The 17,018-nt window shown below is 69.7% G+C and carries 14 protein-coding genes; 8 read left to right on the top strand and 6 right to left on the bottom strand.

The window, feature by feature from the left end; genetic code table 11:
- Positions 1 to 46: 46 nt before the first annotated feature.
- Positions 47 to 838, bottom strand: coding sequence for a uracil permease (locus CFB89_RS20725; RefSeq protein WP_089469508.1), 792 nt, complete (start codon positions 836 to 838; stop codon positions 47 to 49).
- A gap of 93 nt (positions 839 to 931) precedes the next feature.
- A complete protein-coding gene (locus CFB89_RS20720) occupies positions 932 to 1,891 on the bottom strand; it encodes a LysR family transcriptional regulator (RefSeq protein WP_089469507.1) in 960 nt (319 codons plus the stop codon).
- 154 nt (positions 1,892 to 2,045) lie between these two features.
- On the opposite strand from CFB89_RS20720, the gene CFB89_RS20715 reads away from it, so the two are divergent.
- The 3 genes from CFB89_RS20715 to mmsB all read left to right on the top strand — a co-directional run bounded on the left by CFB89_RS20715 (position 2,046) and on the right by mmsB (position 5,915).
- Entirely contained in the window at positions 2,046 to 3,365 is a 1,320-nt protein-coding gene (locus CFB89_RS20715; protein ID WP_089469506.1) for an MFS transporter, read from the top strand.
- A gap of 115 nt (positions 3,366 to 3,480) precedes the next feature.
- Positions 3,481 to 5,007: a CoA-acylating methylmalonate-semialdehyde dehydrogenase gene (locus CFB89_RS20710; protein WP_089469505.1), complete on the top strand. Its 1,527-nt coding sequence runs from the start codon at positions 3,481 to 3,483 to the stop codon at positions 5,005 to 5,007.
- Positions 5,008 to 5,024: 17 nt separating this feature from the next.
- Entirely contained in the window at positions 5,025 to 5,915 is an 891-nt protein-coding gene (gene mmsB / locus CFB89_RS20705) for a 3-hydroxyisobutyrate dehydrogenase (RefSeq protein ID WP_089469504.1), read from the top strand.
- A 116-nt stretch (positions 5,916 to 6,031) separates the two neighbouring features.
- Here mmsB and CFB89_RS20700 read toward each other — a convergent pair whose 3' ends face one another.
- The 4 genes from CFB89_RS20700 to CFB89_RS20685 form a co-directional block, all read right to left on the bottom strand.
- On the bottom strand, positions 6,032 to 6,364 hold the full coding sequence (locus tag CFB89_RS20700; RefSeq protein WP_089469503.1) for a hypothetical protein: 333 nt from the start codon (positions 6,362 to 6,364) through the stop codon (positions 6,032 to 6,034).
- A gap of 227 nt (positions 6,365 to 6,591) precedes the next feature.
- Complete coding sequence (locus CFB89_RS20695; RefSeq protein ID WP_089469502.1) at positions 6,592 to 9,006, bottom strand: c-type cytochrome; 2,415 nt, start codon at positions 9,004 to 9,006, stop codon at positions 6,592 to 6,594.
- Positions 8,996 to 9,499: a (2Fe-2S)-binding protein gene (locus CFB89_RS20690; RefSeq protein WP_089469501.1), complete on the bottom strand. Its 504-nt coding sequence runs from the start codon at positions 9,497 to 9,499 to the stop codon at positions 8,996 to 8,998. The genes CFB89_RS20695 and CFB89_RS20690 overlap by 11 nt, the downstream gene beginning before the upstream one ends.
- Before the next feature lie 178 nt (positions 9,500 to 9,677).
- Positions 9,678 to 10,835 (bottom strand): FAD-dependent monooxygenase, encoded by a 1,158-nt coding sequence (locus CFB89_RS20685; protein ID WP_089469500.1) that lies wholly within the window; start codon positions 10,833 to 10,835, stop codon positions 9,678 to 9,680.
- Between the two features lie 298 nt (positions 10,836 to 11,133).
- Between CFB89_RS20685 and CFB89_RS20680 the strand changes: the two genes are divergently transcribed.
- The 5 genes from CFB89_RS20680 (at position 11,134) to CFB89_RS20660 (ending at position 17,016) form a co-directional block, all read left to right on the top strand.
- Entirely contained in the window at positions 11,134 to 11,886 is a 753-nt protein-coding gene (locus CFB89_RS20680; RefSeq protein ID WP_089469499.1) for an Asp/Glu racemase, read from the top strand.
- Between the two features lie 27 nt (positions 11,887 to 11,913).
- A complete protein-coding gene (locus CFB89_RS20675) occupies positions 11,914 to 12,744 on the top strand; it encodes an alpha/beta fold hydrolase (RefSeq protein ID WP_089469498.1) in 831 nt (276 codons plus the stop codon).
- A gap of 47 nt (positions 12,745 to 12,791) precedes the next feature.
- Positions 12,792 to 13,832, top strand: coding sequence for a 2,5-dihydroxypyridine 5,6-dioxygenase (locus tag CFB89_RS20670; RefSeq protein ID WP_089469497.1), 1,041 nt, complete (start codon positions 12,792 to 12,794; stop codon positions 13,830 to 13,832).
- Positions 13,833 to 13,851: 19 nt separating this feature from the next.
- Positions 13,852 to 14,499, top strand: coding sequence for an isochorismatase family protein (locus CFB89_RS20665; protein WP_089469496.1), 648 nt, complete (start codon positions 13,852 to 13,854; stop codon positions 14,497 to 14,499).
- A gap of 231 nt (positions 14,500 to 14,730) precedes the next feature.
- Entirely contained in the window at positions 14,731 to 17,016 is a 2,286-nt protein-coding gene (locus tag CFB89_RS20660; protein WP_089470545.1) for a xanthine dehydrogenase family protein molybdopterin-binding subunit, read from the top strand.
- Positions 17,017 to 17,018 lie beyond the last annotated feature (2 nt).

Here is a 17,018-nt window from a genome sequence, read left to right as displayed (position 1 = left end):
CCCCGCGCTGCGATCGCGAGGCGGGCACAGGCATGCCGCGCCTTCGTTACCTCACCACCGCCCGCCATGCGGTTCGCGCATAGACGAGCAGCAACGGCAGCAGCGCCAGCGCGAACAGCAGGCACAGCGCGAGCACCCACACCGGCCATTGCTGCGGATTCCCGTGCGCCCAGTAACGGTACGGCACGCTCAGGAAGGCGATTTCCATCAGCAGCGCGCCGAGCGGCACGAGCCCGTTCAGCACCGCCGCCACGCCGAAGCGGGCCGCGCCGTCGATCTTCTTCCCGGCCCCGTATGCCGCGATCAGGTAAACGAAATACCCGATGATCGCGACCATCACCGCGCCGCCGGCCAGCAGGCCGATACTGCGTACGCTCCGTTCGTGCCACTGCCGGGCGCCTTGCGGCAACACGACGTCGACCTTCTCGCCGATGTCGGGCACGGCGCCCGAGCGGATGTTGCCGGGTAGCGTGATGCGTTCGCCATCCGGCATCACGGCTTCCAGGATCGACGTGTACTTGATGCACCGATACGACGAGGTTCGCCCCGAACTGTCGCGGCGCTCGCAGGTATCCCACCCGGACTGGTAGGACACGACGGTCGCCTCGTATTTCGGCGACACCATCAATGCGTAAAGCTCGTCGCCGATCCAGTACGCGAACGGAAAAAACAGCGACACCAGGCAAAAACACACGAGCCACCAGAACGCGACCGCACCGCCGGAGCCGCGCTGGCCGCCCGTCTGTCGGCGCACCATGCGCGACGCGAGCCAGTAGGCGGCCACGCCGAATACGACCACGCACACCACGAAGACCTTGCCCGCATGCGTCAAAGCCATTTGCCCTCTCCCCGATAGCCGGTCGAATCGCCGCCGGCCGTGTTGTCATCCAGATCGATCCTCGCATCGCCGTCGCGCCCCGCCCGTCGACCGCTATTCCGGCTCGCCGACGAACCTCGGCGTCCCCGACTCCCCCGACAGCAGCGCGCGGTTCGCGTCCGCCGCCGCGCGCAGGTAATCCCACAGCGCGGTCACGCGCCGCAGCTTGCGCAGATCCTCGCGGCACGTCAGCCAGAAACACCGCGTGACGACCACGTCGTTCGGCAGCACGGGCACCAGCGCCGGCTGCGTGGCCGCGATGAAGCATGGCAGGATCGCGAGGCCGCCGCCCTGCAGCGCCGCGAAAAGCTGCGCGATCACGCTCGTCGTGCGCAACCCGGCCGTCGCGCCGGGCACCGCGCGATCGAGGTACAGCAGTTCGTTGCTGAACGCGAGATCGTCGACGTAACTGATGAACGCGTGCCGCGCGAGATCGTCCGTGCACGCGATCGGCGCGTGGTTCGCCAGATAGTCGCGCGTCGCGTAGAGCCGCAACTGGTAGTCGCACAGCTTCGTGACCACGTAAGGCCCGCGCTCGGGCCGCTCGAGCGTGATCGCGAGATCGGCCTCGCGCTTGGGCAGGTTGACGAAATGCGGCACCGGCAGCAGGTCCACCGTCACGTGCGGGTGCGCCGAGCGAAACCGCGCAAGCTGCGGCGCGAGGAAAAAACAGCCGAACCCTTCGGTCGACCCGATCCGCACGTGGCCCGACAGCGCCTCGCCGGTGTTCGCGACCTGATCGCACGCCGATTGCACGGTCGTCTCCATCGCATCCGCATACGCGACGAGCCGCTGCCCTTCGGCCGTCAGCGTGAAGCCGCCGGAGCGCGACTTGTCGAACAGCAGCGTGCCCATCGCGGCCTCCAGCGCGCGGATGCGCCGCGCGACGGTCGTGTAGTCGACACCGAGCCGCTTCGCGGCGCCGCTCGCGCGCTGCGTGCGCGCGACTTCGAGAAAAAAGCGCAGGTCGTCCCAGTTCAGGTTGCCGGATACCGGCTCGGTGGCGTGTCGCATCGGCGAGGGAAAAAGCGGGGCTCCGGGCCGGCCGTCGATATGCATAAATGCACATCCAACCGGTTTCTTTATCGGTACATCATGAATCCGCGCATAACTATACTCGACCGTGACCTGCGGACCATGAGCCGCGGGCAATAAAACCGGAGACACCATGCAGACCCGATCCACCCTCGATGAGCATGCGACCATCGCGACGCCGGCGCCCGAGCGCACCGCGAAGCACTACCTGCTGGCCGGCTGGGCCAGCATGGCCGGCACCACGATCGAGTGGTACGACTTCTTCCTCTACGGCACGGCCGCCGCGCTCGTGTTCAACCGCATCTTCTTCCCGTCGCTGGACCCGGTCGTCGGCACGCTCGCCGCGTTCGGCACGTTCGCGGTCGGCTTCATCGGGCGGCCGATGGGCGGCATCGTGTTCGGCCACTTCGGCGACCGCCTCGGCCGCAAGTCGATGCTGATGATCACGCTGCTGCTGATGGGCGTGCCGAGCATGATCATCGGGCTGATCCCGTCGTACGACAGCATCGGCTACTGGGCCGCCGCGCTCCTGATCGCGATGCGCTTCCTGCAGGGGATGGCGGTGGGCGGCGAATGGGGCGGCGCGGTGCTGATGGCCGTCGAGCACGCGCCGAAGGGCCGCAAGGGGTTGTTCGGCAGCCTGCCGCAAACGGGCGTCGGGCTCGGCCTGATCCTGTCGTCGGTCGCGATGGCCGCGGTAGCCGCGCTGCCGGAAGCCGACATGCTGTCGTGGGGCTGGCGCGTGCCGTTCCTCGCGAGCATCGCGCTCGTCGGCCTCGGCTGGTTCATCCGCGCGAAGGTGCCGGAATCGCCCGACTTCGAGAAAGTCCGCAAGCAAGGCAAGGCCGAGAGATCGCCGGTGACGGCCGCGCTACGCCGCCATCCGCGCGAAGTACTGACGATCGTCGGCGCGCGCGCCGCCGAGAACACGTGGTTCTACATGGTCGTCACGTTCGCGCTCGCTTACGCGACGCAGCAGCTGCATCTGCCGAAGGCCGAGATGCTGCACGCGATCACGGCCGGCGCCGCGCTGTCGCTCGTCACGATGCCGCTGTGCGGGCATCTGAGCGACCGCATCGGCCAGCGCCGGATGTTCGCGATCGGCCTCGTGCTGATGTGCGCGTTCGCCGCGCCGTTCTTCACGATGCTCGGCACGCAGCAGACGTCGACCGCATGGTGGGCGATCGTGCTCGGCCTCGGCGTCGTGTTCCCGATCCTCTATGCGCCGGAATCGCTACTGTTCGCGCAGCAGTTTCCGGCGGAAATCCGCTACAGCGGCATCTCGCTGTCGGTGCAGCTGGCCGGCGTGATCGGCGGCGGCTTCGCGCCGATGATCGCGACGTCGCTGCTCAAGGCCGGCGGCGGCCAGCCGCACTACGTGATCGCGTACCTCGTCGGCTTCGGCGTGTTCGCGCTCGTGTGTACCGCGTTGATGCGCCCGGCGCGCGCCTGAGCACGCCGGCCGGCATTCGATCTTCAGTTCGCCCTGCCGCCCGCCGCGCCTGGACGCGCGGCGGACGCGGGCTCCCCTTTGTCATCGCCACACCGTTTCCCCCGGAGAGAGTTCCATGAACGCCGTAGTTCCCCAGACCACCCTCGCCCTGCCCACCGCCAAGCTGCTGATCGACGGCGCGTTCGTCGAATCGCGAAGCGCCGAATGGGGCGACATCGTGAACCCCGCGACGCAGGAAGTGATCGGCCGCGTGCCGTACGCGACGCTCGACGAGGTCGATGCCGCGATCGCATCCGCGCAGCGCGCGTTCCAGACCTGGAAGACGACGCCGATCGGCGCGCGGCTGCGCATCATGCTGAAGTTCCAGGATCTCGTGCGCCGCAATCTCGAACGGATCGCGCACACGCTGACGGCCGAGCAAGGCAAGACGCTGCCCGATGCGCAAGGCGACATCTTCCGCGGCCTCGAAGTGGTCGAGCACGCGTGCTCGATCGGCACGCTGCAGCAAGGCGAATTCGCGGAGAACGTCGCGGGCGGCGTCGACACCTACACGCTGCGCCAGCCGATCGGCGTGTGCGCGGGCATCACGCCGTTCAATTTCCCCGGGATGATTCCGCTGTGGATGTTCCCGATGGCGATCGTGTGCGGCAACACGTTCGTGCTGAAGCCGTCGGAACAGGACCCGCTGTCGACGATGCAGCTCGTCGAGCTCGCGCTCGAGGCCGGCGTGCCGCAAGGCGTGCTGAACGTCGTGCACGGCGGCAAGACGGCGGTCGACCGCCTGTGCACGCACCCGGACGTCAAGGCGATCTCGTTCGTCGGCTCGACGCGCGTCGGCACGCACGTGTACAACCTCGGCAGCCAGCACGGCAAGCGCGTGCAGTCGATGATGGGCGCGAAGAACCACGCGGTCGTGCTGCCCGATGCGCACCGCGAGCAGTCGATCAATGCGCTCGTCGGCGCGGGCTTCGGCGCGGCCGGCCAGCGCTGCATGGCGACCTCCGTGGTCGTGCTGGTCGGCAACGCGCGCGACTGGCTGCCCGATCTCGTCGAGAAGGCGAAGGCGCTGAAGGTCAATGCGGGCGCGGAAGCCGGCACCGACGTCGGCCCGGTCGTGTCGAAGGCGGCGAAGGCACGCATCCTGTCGCTGATCGACGCCGGCGTGAAGGAAGGCGCGACGCTGCTGCTCGACGGCCGCGACGTGACGGTGCCCGGCTACGAGCACGGCAACTTCGTCGGCCCGACGATCTTCTCGGGCGTGACGACCGACATGTCGATCTATCAGGAAGAAATCTTCGGGCCGGTGGTGGTCGTGATGGAAGCCGCGACGCTCGACGACGCGATCGCGCTCGTCAACGCGAACCCGATGGGCAACGGCGTGGGCCTCTTCACGCAGAGCGGCGCGGCGGCGCGCAAGTTCCAGAGCGAGATCGACGTCGGCCAGGTCGGCATCAACATCCCGATTCCGGTGCCGGTGCCCTACTTCAGCTTCACCGGTTCGCGCGGCTCCAAGCTCGGCGATCTCGGCCCGTACGGCAAGCAGGTCGTGCAGTTCTACACGCAGACGAAGACGGTCACCGCGCGCTGGTTCGACGACGACGCGACGGCCGGCGGCGTGAACACGACGATCGCGCTGCGCTGACCCGACGGAGCCCGGACATGGAAATCGCCTTCATCGGACTCGGCAACATGGGCGGCCCGATGGCCGCCAACCTGCTCAAGGCCGGCCACGCGCTGACGGTGTTCGACCTCGACGCGCATGCGGTCGACGCCGCGGTGCGCGCCGGCGCGGCGGCGGCGACGTCGCCGCGTGAAGCCGCCGCGCGCGGCTCGTTGATCATCACGATGCTGCCGGCCGCGCAGCACGTGCGCGCCGTCTACCTCGGCGACGACGGCGTGCTGGCCGGCGCACGCGCCGGCGCGACGCTGATCGACTGCAGCACGATCGATCCCGGCACCGTGCGCGCGGTGGCCGACGCCGCCGCGCAGCGCGACTTTCCGCTCGCCGACGCACCGGTGTCGGGCGGCACCGGCGGCGCGCAGGCCGGCACGCTGACCTTCATGGTCGGCGCGGACGCCGCGCTGTTCGAGCGCATCCGCCCGGTGCTGCTCGACATGGGCAGGAACGTCGTGCACTGCGGCGGCACCGGCACCGGGCAGATCGCGAAGATCTGCAACAACCTGCTGCTCGGCATCTCGATGATGGGCGTCGCGGAAGCGATGGCGCTGGGCGCCGCGCTCGGCATCGAGCCCACCGTGCTGGCCGGCATCATCAACACGTCGACCGGCCGCTGCTGGAGCTCGGACGCGTACAACCCGTATCCGGGCGTGAGCGACACGGCGCCGGCCGCGCGCGGCTATGCGGGCGGCTTCGCGGCGAATCTGATGCTGAAGGATCTCGGGCTCGCGACCGAAGCCGCGCGCGGCGCGCATCAGCCGGTCTGGATGGGCGCGCTCGCGCAGCAGTTATATCAGTCGATGAACCAGCAGGGGCTCGGCACGCTCGACTTCTCCGCGTGCGTGAAGCTGTACGAGGCGCAGCCGGCCTGACCCGCCCGGCCGACGCCGGACGTGCGCCGACCCGCGATGCGCCGGTACGGCATCGCGGGTCGGCTTGCATGCGGGGAGAGAGAAAACGCGGGCGGCGCGATCATGCCGCCGTTCGGTCAACCGCGCGGGTTCGACGCCGTCTCGAAGGTCGGATGGCACTCGAACGCGAGTTCGGAGCGCGCGTCGACGCGGCGGCCGCCGGTCAGCGATTCCTGCTTCATGCTCGCGCGCATCCCGCGCTGCGAGCAGTAGTTGGTGGCTTCGCTGACGGCCTTCTCGTGGGCGTCGGCCCACGTCGTCGACACGCCCACCGTGCGCGTCGTCACGGTGAATACGTTCGGGTTCGACGTCGCGGTCACGTCGGAAGCGGTCGAACACGCGGCGAGCAAGCATGCAGTCGCCGCAATGGTCAACCATCGCAGGGTTCGAAAAGAGACTGGAATGGACATGGAAGGCAAGCGCACGCCGGTTGACGTGCATTGAGCAACATAGGCGACAGTATGCCCGCTCGATCGCCGGAGATCATGCCCCTTTTGGTGAACACATTGTTTCGAATGGTTAAACGATGGCCGAATCAGGCAAGATTTACGGCCGTCACCGGTGGCCATTTCGGCCCGGCAGGTCATTTTGCCCGGCCGGCCCGCGGGGCCAGGGCCTGTTCACGCCGGCGCGACGGTCAATGCGCGCCCGCCTGCCGGATGCTCGCGGATACTTCCGCGAGGTTGCGCCACGCCGGCTGCCCCGGCGCATAGCGCGCGCGGATATAGGCGGCAAGCTCGGCCATCTGGCGGTCGTCGAACGCGTCGCCGAAGCCCGGCATGTAGCCGAGCCCCTCGGTGGCCGGCTGGTCGATCCCGTGATGCAGCACGCGCAGCAGGTTGTCCGGCGTCGCCTGGCTGACGCTCGTGTTGAGCCCCATCAGCGGACGCACGCCGAAATGCCCGACGCCGCCCGATTCCGCATGACAGACCGCGCATGCCGCGTCGAACGCGCGGCGGCCGTTCTCCAGGCCGAGCGTCGCGACGGTTTCCGCGCCGTGCGCGTGGCGGGTGGCCGCGTCCGCGGCGACTGCCGCCTCGACGGGCGGCGACAGCGACGCCAGATAATGCGCGATCGCCCGCACGTCGGACGCCGGCAGCGCCGCGAGCCCCGCGACGACGGGCGCCATCGGCCCGGCCGCGACGCCGTGCTGGGCCGAAAACCCCGTGCGCAGATAGTCGAACAGCGCGCCTTCGGTCCACGGCACGGGCGAAGCCGCCGACGCGACGAGCGGCGGCGCGACCCAGCCTTCCGCTTCGCCGCCCGACAGGTACGCGCGGCCGCCCTTCTCCGCACCGAGCGCGTTGCGCGGCGTGTGGCATGCGCCGCAGTGTCCGGCGCCGTCGACCAGATACTTGCCGCGATTCCACGTCGCCGAGCGCGCGGGGTCCGGCACGAACGGCCGCGCGTCGTGAAACAGCCAGTTCCAGCCGGCCACGAGCCGTCGCTGGTCGAGCGGAAACGGCAGCTTCGTCTTCGGCGGCACGTGTTTCACCGGCGGTTGCGACATCAGGTACGCATAGAGCGCGAGCAGATCGGGCTCGCTCAGTTTCGCGAATGCGGTGTACGGGAACGCCGGATACAGATGCGAGCCGTCGCGCGAGATACCTTCGCGCATCGCGCGGGCGAACGCCGGATACGACCAGTTGCCGATGCCGGTTTCCGGGTCGGGCGTGAGGTTCGTCGTGTAGATCGTGCCGAACGGCGTATCGAGCGCAAGCCCGCCCGCGTTGGTCGCGCCGCCGGGCGCCGTGTGGCACACCGCGCAATCGCCGGCGAGCGCGACCTGGCGGCCGCGTTCGAGCATCGCCGCGCTCCACATCGCGCCGTCCGCGCCGCCGGGGGCCATGGACGCAACAGGCGCGATCGGCGCGGGGCCCGGCAGGACCGCGCACGCCAGCCCGATCAGCCCGCCGACCACGCCGCCCGCGCCCCCGCCGGCCAGCCAGCGGCGCCAGCGGGACGCACGGCGCGGGGCCGACCGCGGCCCGTCGCCGGCATCGGCCGGCACCGGCTGGGCGAGCGCCGCGCGAATGTGCGCGGCATCGAACGGCGGTGCACGAAAACGCACGCCCGTCGCGTCGTACAGCGCGTTGGCGATTGCGGCGGCGGCCGGCGCGGCGGCCCGCTCGATCCGCCGCGCATCGTGTGCGGAAAGTTCGCCGTGCGCGCGATGCGTCGCTGCATCGACTGCAAGCAGCTCGTGCGCGATCGCGTCGGGTCGCGCGCCGGCATCGGTCTCGTCGTGCGCGGGCCGCGCGGACAACCGCGCGCCCATCACGCGGGAAATCGCGGCCTCGATCTGCCATGCGGGCAGGCCGGCCAGCGACGCGTCGCCGGGCTCGCCGCTGCCCTGCCCGGCCACCACGCGCTGCACCGAAACGTCGCCCGTCGCGCAATCGACCTCGAGATCGACCACCCACGCGGACCAGCTCTGGTCGCCGTCACGGTCGGCATCCTCATCGGAGGCGGAGGCGTGCGCATCGGCGCGCGCGCCATCGAATGCGAACCCGCGGCCGCCGACACGTGAAGCCGCATTCGCGCGAGCCGCCGCCGGCACGCCCCATGCGGCGCGTTCGCTGACCATCCTGATCGTCTCGCGCGGCCCCGCATCCCGCTCGGCATCGAGATGCTGCAAGCGCAACGCAACCGGATCGCGCCGTAACGCGCCCGCGAGTTCGTCGACGAAGGATTCGCGGGCAAAGACGTGCGCGTGACCGGAAATCGCGCCGTCTGCATCGGCCAGTTCGATCGACGTCTGCGCGTGCCGATAGACGAATGGCGATGCAGGGACGGGACGGGCGCGTTTTTCTGCTCCGTCAGAATCGCCCGGGCCGATATCGGCCGCCTGCGCGCGATAGCGCCAGGTCGTGATCCGGCCGTCGGGTGCGGTCCGGGTTTCGATATCGAACGATGCCTGCGTGCGCGCATCGCCGATCGGCCAGGCGTAGTGCGCGCGGTGCGGGCGCGATGCGTCGGTGGCCGCGTCGTCGTGCGGCTCGGTTTCCGTCACGCGCGCCGGGTCGACGGGCAGATCCGCGTCATGCTTCATCGCCGCCTCGCAGAGAGCGTGCGGCGCGATGCACCGCGCGGATGATCTCCAGATGCGTGCCGCAGCGGCACAGGTTGAAGCGCAATGCGTCGCGGATCGTCGCATCGTCGGGCGCGGGGTTGCGGTCCAGCAGCGCCTTCGTGCTCATGATCATCCCGTTCAGGCAGTAGCCGCATTGCGCGGCCTGCTCGTCGATGAACGCGCGCTGGATCGGATGCGGCGCGTCGCACGACCCGAGCCCTTCCAGCGTCGTCACGTCGCGCCCGTGCGCGGCGGCGGCCGGCACGACGCACGAACGCGTCGCCTGCCCGTCGACGAGCACCGTGCACGCACCGCACTGCCCGAGCCCGCAACCGTATTTCGGGCCATTGAGCGCGCAGTCGTTGCGCAGCACCAGCAGCAGCGGCGCGTCGGGCGCGGCGTCGGCGAAGGCGTGCGGCGTGCCGTTCACGCGAAACGCCAGCGGCCGTGACGGAGAAGCGGGATGGGACATGAATGGATCCGGAATACGGCGTGCGGGCCGGCGTCGGCCGGCGGCGGGCACGAGCCGCCGGCTGGCGCCCCCCGGCGCGCCTGACATATAACACGCCGAAATGCGCGCGTTACGGCGCATCGATTGCCGCGCGAACGCAGCGGCTCCAAAGCACCGGCCGGCGCAGGCGCCGCCCGCGTCAGGCCGCGGCCGCCACGTTGCTGCGCGACGGCGCCTCGAGCGGCACGTCGAACACGTCGTAGCCGAACACCCACGACGGATCCTCGTTCGTGCGCAGCCATGTGTTGTTGTGCGACACGAGCTGCACCTTCGACGCGCGCGCCGCGCGGTTCGCCTCGTACAGCGCGAACGCACCCGCATGGTCGCCGATGCCGACTTCGTCGAGACAGCGCGCGAGCATCGCCGCATCCTCGATCGCCATCGCCGCGCCCTGCGCCATGTGCGGCTTCATCGGATGGCATGCGTCGCCGAGCAGCACGAGCCGGCCGCGGCTCCACAACGGCAGCGGATCGCGTTCGAGCAGCGGCCATTTGGTGATCGACGGCGATACGTCGATCAGATGCTGGATGTCCGCGTGGAAACCGGCGAACGCTTCGCGCATCTCGTCGCGGCTGCTGTCGACCATCGACACCCCCTCGGGCCATTCGGCCTGCGGCACGCCCGTCACGTAGTAGTACTCGTCGCGCTTCTCGGTCACGTAATAGACCATCATGTGACGATCCTCCGACCACCACTTCACGCACATGTCGTACGGCTTGTTGCCGAGCAGCGATGCCGGGAACACCGCGCGGTGCGCGACATAGCCCGTGTAGCGCGGCGGTTCCGCGCCGAGCAGATGCTCGCGAATCCGCGAATTCACGCCGTCCGCGCCGATCGCGATGTCGGCCGTCTCGATGCTGCCGTCGGTAAACGTCAGGCGCACGTCGCTGCCCGTGTCCTCCACCGCCGCTAGCTTCTTGCCGAAGCGGATCGTGCCGGGCGTCACCGCCTGCGTCATCAGCGCATGGAAATCGCCGCGATGCACGGTCAGGTAGCTCGCGCCGTAGGCCTTGCGCGCGTAGTCGCCGAGCGGGATCTGCGACAGCACGTCGGCTGTGCGCCAGTCGCGGCTGTACCAGTAATCCGGATGCGAACCCATCGTCTCCAGCGCGTCCTCGCAGCCGATGCGCCGCATGATCTTCATCACGTTCGGGCCGAGATGGATGCCCGCGCCGAGGCGCGAAAAAGCGGGCGCCTGCTCGTACAGCGCGACGTCGTAACCGCCGCGCTGCAGCAGCGCGGCAGCGGCCGTGCCGCCGAGGCCGGCGCCGATGATTGCGATACGAGGTTTGCTCATGCGGATCTCCTGATCGTGGGCCCATTGCCGAACGCGGCGCGAGGACGGGCGGATTGAATGGCGTTTATTTAGCGTACACACTCAATTTATTCAGGACAAGCAGATTGTTTGATGCCGCCGGAGCACTCGGGTAAATACCAATAAATCACCTCAAACACGCACGCACCAACAATCTACCCATGTCGACCACAATTTTGATCCATTGCCATTTTCAAATGTACACACTAGACTTTGCCCAACATCCGGCGATCCCGCGCCAGCGTGCCGCCCCTTCCTTACCGACACGGAGCCTCCCGTCATGAGCAAGACCTACCGCATCGGCCAGATCGTGCCGAGTTCCAACACGACGATGGAGACCGAGATCCCGGCGATGCTGCGGCTGCGCGAAACCATCCGCCCCGAACGCTTCACGTACCACTCGAGCCGGATGCGGATGAAGAAAGTCGTCAAGGAAGAACTCGCGTCGATGGATGCCGAATCCGACCGCTGCGCGGTGGAACTGAGCGATGCGCGCGTCGACGTGCTCGGCTATGCGTGCCTCGTCGCGATCATGGCGATGGGACACGGCTACCACCGCGTGTCGCAGGCGCGCCTCACGAAGCACACGGCCGACAACGGCGCGCAGGCGCCGGTGCTGACGAGCGCGGGCGCGCTCGTCGATGCACTGAAGGTGATCGGCGCGAAGCGCATCGTCGTCGTCGCGCCGTACATGCTGCCGCTCACCGAGCTGGTGGTCGACTACATCCGCAACGAAGGCTTCGACGTGCTCGCATACCGCGCGCTGGAAATCCCCGACAACCTCGACGTGGGCCGCCACGATCCGGCGCGCCTGCCCGACATCGTGAAGACGCTGCCGTACCAGGACGCCGATGCGATCGTGCTGTCCGCGTGCGTGCAGATGCCGTCGCTGCCGGCCGTCGCGAAGGTCGAGGCGATGACGGGCAAGCCGGTGATCACCGCCGCGATCGCGACCACCTACGCGATGCTGCGCGAACTCGATCTCGAACCGGTCGTGCCCGGCGCCGGCGCGCTGCTGTCCGGCGCGTACTGAACACCGCCGCCACTTCGGAGCCTCCCCATGTCCTCGACCTTCCTGTACGGCGCGAACATCCACGCCAACGGCATCCGCCAGCACTATCTGCGCTACGGCGGCGCGACCGGCGCGCGCGCATCGCGCCCCGCGGTCGTGCTGATCCCCGGCATCACGAGCCCCGCGATCACGTGGGGCTTCGTCGGCGAGGTATTCGGCGCGGCATTCGACACCTACGTGCTCGACGTGCGCGGCCGCGGGCTGTCGGACGCGTCGCCGTCGCTCGACTACAGCCTCGATGCGCAGGCGGACGACGTCGCGGCGCTCGTCGCCGCGCTCGATTTGCCGCGCACGAGCCTCGTCGGCCATTCGATGGGCGCGCGGATCGCCGCGCGCGCGGCCCGGCGCGACATCCGCGGGCTCGCATCGGTCGTGCTCGTCGATCCGCCGGTGTCGGGCCCGAACCGCCGCGACTATCCGGGCAAGCTGCCGTGGTACATCGACTCGATGGCGCTCGCGCGCGCCGGCACCGACGCCGAAGGCATGCGCGCGTTCTGCCCGACCTGGACCGATGCCGAACTCCGGTTGCGCGCCGAATGGCTGCACACCTGCGACGAACGCGCGGTGCGCGCGTCGTACGAAGGCTTCCACACCGACGATTTCCACGCGGACGCCGCGCGACTGGCCGTGCCGTCGCTGCTGATCACGGCCGAGCGCGGCGACGTGGTGCGCGACGACGACGTCGCCGAACTGCAGCGCGCGACGCCGACGATGCGGCACGTGCGCGTGCCCGACGCCGGCCACATGATTCCGTGGGACAACGCGGCGGGCTTCTACGCGGCGTTCGGCGACTTCCTCGGCGCGCCGCTCGCCCCCTGAACGCGCGACGTCCGCCCCTTTCCTTCACGCCTTTACCGGAGCCGACGATGCCAGTCAGCGATACCCAACTGATCGACGCGTGGAAGCAGGTCCTCACGCTGTCGCGCCTCGAACCGGGCCAGACCGTCACGATCCTGACGAGCGCGGCCACCCATCCGCAGACGCTGTCGTGCGCGCTGATCGCGACGCAGGCGCTGGGCGCGATCGTCAACCGGCTCGACCTGCCGCCGGTGAACGGCGACAAGGCGTTCAGCCGCGACCCGCTCGCGTACCTCGGCACGACGCCTTTGACCGGCAACAAGGCCGCGATCGCCGCGCTGCGCGAGAGCGACCTCGTGCTCGATCTGATGACCCTGCTGTTCTCGCCCGAACAGCACGACATCCTGAAATCGGGCACGAAGATCCTGCTCGCGGTCGAGCCGCCCGAAGTGCTGGTGCGAATGGTGCCGACGCTGGCCGATCGCACGCGCGTGCTCGCCGCGTCGAAAAAAATCGCCGCCGCGCGCGAGATGCGCGTGAGCTCGGCGGCCGGCACCGCGCTCGTGTGCCCGCTCGGCGAGTTTCCGCCGACCGCCGAATACGGTTTCGTCGACGCGCCGGGCCGCTGGGATCACTGGCCGAGCGGCTTCGCGCTGACCTACCCGAACGATCGCACCGCACGCGGCACGATCGTGATCGATCGCGGCGACATCCTGCTGCCGCAGAAGCACTACGTGCGCGACCCGATCGCGCTGACCGTCGAAGGCGGCTACGCGACGCGCATCGAAGGCGGCGTCGACGCCGACCTGCTGCGCGACTACATGGAAACGTTCGCCGACCCCGAGGGCTACGCGATCTCGCATATCGGCTGGGGGCTGCAACCGCGCGCGCGCTGGTCGACGCTCGGGCTGTACGACCGCGAGGCGACGATCGGGATGGATGCGCGCGCGTTCGAGGGCAACTTCCTGTTCTCGCTCGGCCCGAACAACGAAGGCGGCGGCAATCGCACGACCACGTGCCACATCGACATCCCGCTGCGCCGCTGCACGGTCGAACTCGACGGCGAGACCGTCGTGCGCGACGGCCGCGTGACCGACCAACCCGTCTGATAGACGAGGACCGGACACCATGAACGATCTTTCCCGTCACGCCGAAGCGAACGTGTATCGCCAGCAGGGTTTCGGCACGCCGCTGCCGCCGCACGGCAACATTGGACTGCTGATCGTCGATTTCGTGGTCGGCTTCGCCGATCCCGCGACGTTCGGCGGCGGCAACATCGCGCCGGCGATCGCGCGCACGACGCATGCGCTCGCGCTCGCCCGCGAACGCGGCTGGCCGGTCGCGCACAGCCGCATCGTGTATGCGGACGACGGCAGCGACGACAACGTGTTCTCGCTGAAAGTGCCCGGCATGGCGACGCTGACCGAGCATCATCCGAACAGCGCGATCGTGCCCGAGCTCACGCCCGCGCCGGGCGAACTCGTCGTGCGCAAGACCGTGCCGTCCGCATTCTTCGGCACGCAGCTCGCGCCGTGGCTCGCGCAGCGTGCGGTGCAGACGCTGCTCGTCGCGGGGGCCGTGACGAGCGGCTGCGTGCGCGCGAGCGTCGTCGACGCGATGTCGCACGGGTTCCGCCCGCTCGTGCTCGCCGATTGCGTCGGCGATCGCGCGATCGCGCCGCACGACGCGAACCTCTTCGACATGCAGCAGAAATATGCGGCCGTGATGCCGCTCGACGATGCGATCGCGGCGATCGACGCCGTGCAGGCGCGCTGAGCCGCCGCGTCGCGCGGATGGCGCCGGCCATTCGGGCGGTTCGGGCGCCTGGAGCGGTGGCTACGCCAGCACCCGCGCGCAATTGACGCAGGGGTTTTGGCGACCTAGATTGACCGCATGCGCCGCCGCGCCGCGGCCACCCGCCGTCTCGCGTGCACCGCGCGCTGCACGCCCGCCGCATTCGTCGTGGCCGGGCGCCGGCCGCGCCTTCCTCGACAGGATCTCTCCCCCGTGAACCGCTCCGAACTGCTCGCGCGCACCGGCTGCCTGACCGTGATCCGGCCGCCCGCACCGCCCGTGAAGCCCGCGCCCGGCCAGCCGGGCAGCCTGTCGTCGTACGTGCCGGCGCTGCCGGAAGTGTTCGTCGCGATTCTCGACGACGGCCGCATCCTCGCGTTCAACGGACACGTCGATCTCGGCACCGGCATCCGCACGTCGCTCGCGCAGATCGTCGCCGAGGAACTCGACGTGCCGGCCGCGCGCGTGACGATGGTGCTCGGCGACACGGCCGCGACGCCGAACCAGGGGCCGACCATCGCGAGCGCGACGATCCAGATTTCCGCGACGCCGCTGCGCTGCGCGGCCGCGCAGGCGCGCCACGCGCTGCTGGCGCTCGCCGCCGAGCGGTTCGGCGTCGATGTGGAACGGCTGAACATCGACGATGGAACGGTTTCAGCCGATGGACAGGTAGTTACGTTCGCCGCGCTCGTCGCCGCGCAACGGATCGCGCTGACGCTCGACCTGAACACCCGCACGAAGGACCCCGCGCACTACCGGATCGTCGGCCGCTCGTCGCCACGCGTCGACCTGCCCGCGAAGGCGACCGGCCAGCTCACGTTCGTGCACGACATGCGCGTGCCGGGCATGCTGCACGGCCGCGTCGTCCGGCCACCGTATGCGGGCCACGACAGCGGCCCGTTCGTCGGCACGTCGCTCGTTGAAATCGATCGCGCGTCGGTGGCCGACGTGCCGGGGCTCGTGGCCGTCGTCGCGATCGGCGATTTCGTCGGCGTCGTCGCCGAACGCGAGGAGCATGCGATCCGCGCGGCGCGCCAGTTGCGCGTGACGTGGCGGCCGCTTCCCGCGCTGCCGCCGCTCGACGCGCCGGCCGCCGCGATCGCCGCCGCGCCGGCCCGACGACGCGTGCTGCTCGACGAAGGCGACGTCGACGCCGCGCGAGCGGAACCGGACACGCTCACGCTGTCGCGCACCTACGCGTGGCCGTTCCAGATGCACGGCTCGATCGGCCCGTCGTGCGCGCTCGCCGACTACCGCGCGCCGGGCGACGGGCGAATCACCGTGTGGTCCGGCACGCAGAACCCGGTATCGCTGCGCCACGACCTCGCGACGCTCGTCGCGCGCGACGAAGCCGATGTCGACGTCGTGCGGATGGAAGCGGCCGGCTGCTACGGCCGCAACGGCGCGGACGACGTGTGCGGCGACGCGCTGCTGCTGTCGCGCGCGGTCGGCCGACCGGTGCGCGTGCAACTGTCGCGCGCGGACGAACATCTGTGGGAACCGAAAGGCGCGGGCCAGTCGATGCAGGTGACGGGCACCGTCACGCGCGACGGCCACCTGCTCGGCTACGACTTCACGACGCGCTATCCGTCGAACGACGCGCCGCTGCTCGCGGCGCTGCTGACCGGCGCGATCGCGCCCGAGCCGCGCGTGTTCGAGATGGGCGACCGCACGGCCGTATCGCCGTATGCGAGCCCGCATCGTCGCTTCGTCTGCGAGGATCTCGCGCCGCTCGTGCGGGCGTCATGGTTGCGCGGCGTGTCGGCGTTGCCGAACTCGTTCGCGCACGACGCGTTCGTCGACGAATGCGCGGCGCTGACCGGCGTCGATCCGCTCGCGTTCCGCATTCGCCATCTGCAGGACACGCGTGCGATCGAATTGCTGAAGGCCGTGGCCGAGCGCGCGGGCTGGATGCCGCGCGCGCCGCGCCCGCTGAACGAACGCGACGAAGCCCGGATCGTGCGCGGCCGCGGGCTCGCGTATGCGCGCTACGTGCACAGCCGCTTCCCCGGTTTCGGTGCGGCATGGTCGGCCTGGATCGTCGACCTGAGCGTGGATCGCATGTCGGGCGAGATCCGTATCGAACGCGTGACGGTCGGCCAGGACACGGGCACGATGATCAACCCCGATGGCGTACGCCACCAGATCCATGGCAACGTGATTCAGGTATTGAGCCGCACGCTGAAGGAACGCGTGCGGTTCGCGGACGGCAAGGTCGCGTCGCGCGAATGGGCGAGCTATCCGATCCTGACGTTCGACGAAGTGCCGGACGTCGATGTCGTGCTGATGCCCAGGCAAGGCGAGCCGCCGCTCGGCGCGGGCGAATCGGCATCGGTGCCGGGGCCGGCCGCGGTCGCGAACGCGTTGTTCGATGCCACCGGCGTGCGGTTCTACGCGCCGCCGTTCACGCCGGAAACCGTGCGCGCCGCACTGAGCGAAGCCGGCCGGCTTCTGAGCGCCGACACGGCCCGCGCATCGGTCACGGCGGGTGCGACGTAGGG

Source organism: Burkholderia sp. AU16741 (assembly GCF_002223345.1).
Classification (GTDB): domain Bacteria; phylum Pseudomonadota; class Gammaproteobacteria; order Burkholderiales; family Burkholderiaceae; genus Burkholderia; species Burkholderia sola.
Note: the sequence above shows the minus strand (reverse complement) of the source record. Positions and strands in the feature narration are given on the sequence as shown.

Excerpts from the sequence above, each read along its gene's own strand:
- CFB89_RS20695 (WP_089469502.1), bottom strand. The coding sequence starts at position 9,006 with ATGAAGCATGACGCGGATCTGCCCGTCGACCCGGCGCGCGTGACGGAA.
- CFB89_RS20720 (WP_089469507.1), bottom strand. The coding sequence starts at position 1,891 with ATGCGACACGCCACCGAGCCGGTATCCGGCAACCTGAACTGGGACGAC.
- CFB89_RS20675 (WP_089469498.1), top strand. The coding sequence starts at position 11,914 with ATGTCCTCGACCTTCCTGTACGGCGCGAACATCCACGCCAACGGCATC.
- CFB89_RS20670 (WP_089469497.1), top strand. The coding sequence starts at position 12,792 with ATGCCAGTCAGCGATACCCAACTGATCGACGCGTGGAAGCAGGTCCTC.
- CFB89_RS20715 (WP_089469506.1), top strand. The coding sequence starts at position 2,046 with ATGCAGACCCGATCCACCCTCGATGAGCATGCGACCATCGCGACGCCG.
- CFB89_RS20685 (WP_089469500.1), bottom strand. The coding sequence starts at position 10,835 with ATGAGCAAACCTCGTATCGCAATCATCGGCGCCGGCCTCGGCGGCACG.
- CFB89_RS20665 (WP_089469496.1), top strand. The coding sequence starts at position 13,852 with ATGAACGATCTTTCCCGTCACGCCGAAGCGAACGTGTATCGCCAGCAG.
- CFB89_RS20680 (WP_089469499.1), top strand. The coding sequence starts at position 11,134 with ATGAGCAAGACCTACCGCATCGGCCAGATCGTGCCGAGTTCCAACACG.
- CFB89_RS20690 (WP_089469501.1), bottom strand. The coding sequence starts at position 9,499 with ATGTCCCATCCCGCTTCTCCGTCACGGCCGCTGGCGTTTCGCGTGAAC.
- CFB89_RS20700 (WP_089469503.1), bottom strand. The coding sequence starts at position 6,364 with ATGTCCATTCCAGTCTCTTTTCGAACCCTGCGATGGTTGACCATTGCG.
- CFB89_RS20725 (WP_089469508.1), bottom strand. The coding sequence starts at position 838 with ATGGCTTTGACGCATGCGGGCAAGGTCTTCGTGGTGTGCGTGGTCGTA.
- CFB89_RS20710 (WP_089469505.1), top strand. The coding sequence starts at position 3,481 with ATGAACGCCGTAGTTCCCCAGACCACCCTCGCCCTGCCCACCGCCAAG.
- mmsB (WP_089469504.1), top strand. The coding sequence starts at position 5,025 with ATGGAAATCGCCTTCATCGGACTCGGCAACATGGGCGGCCCGATGGCC.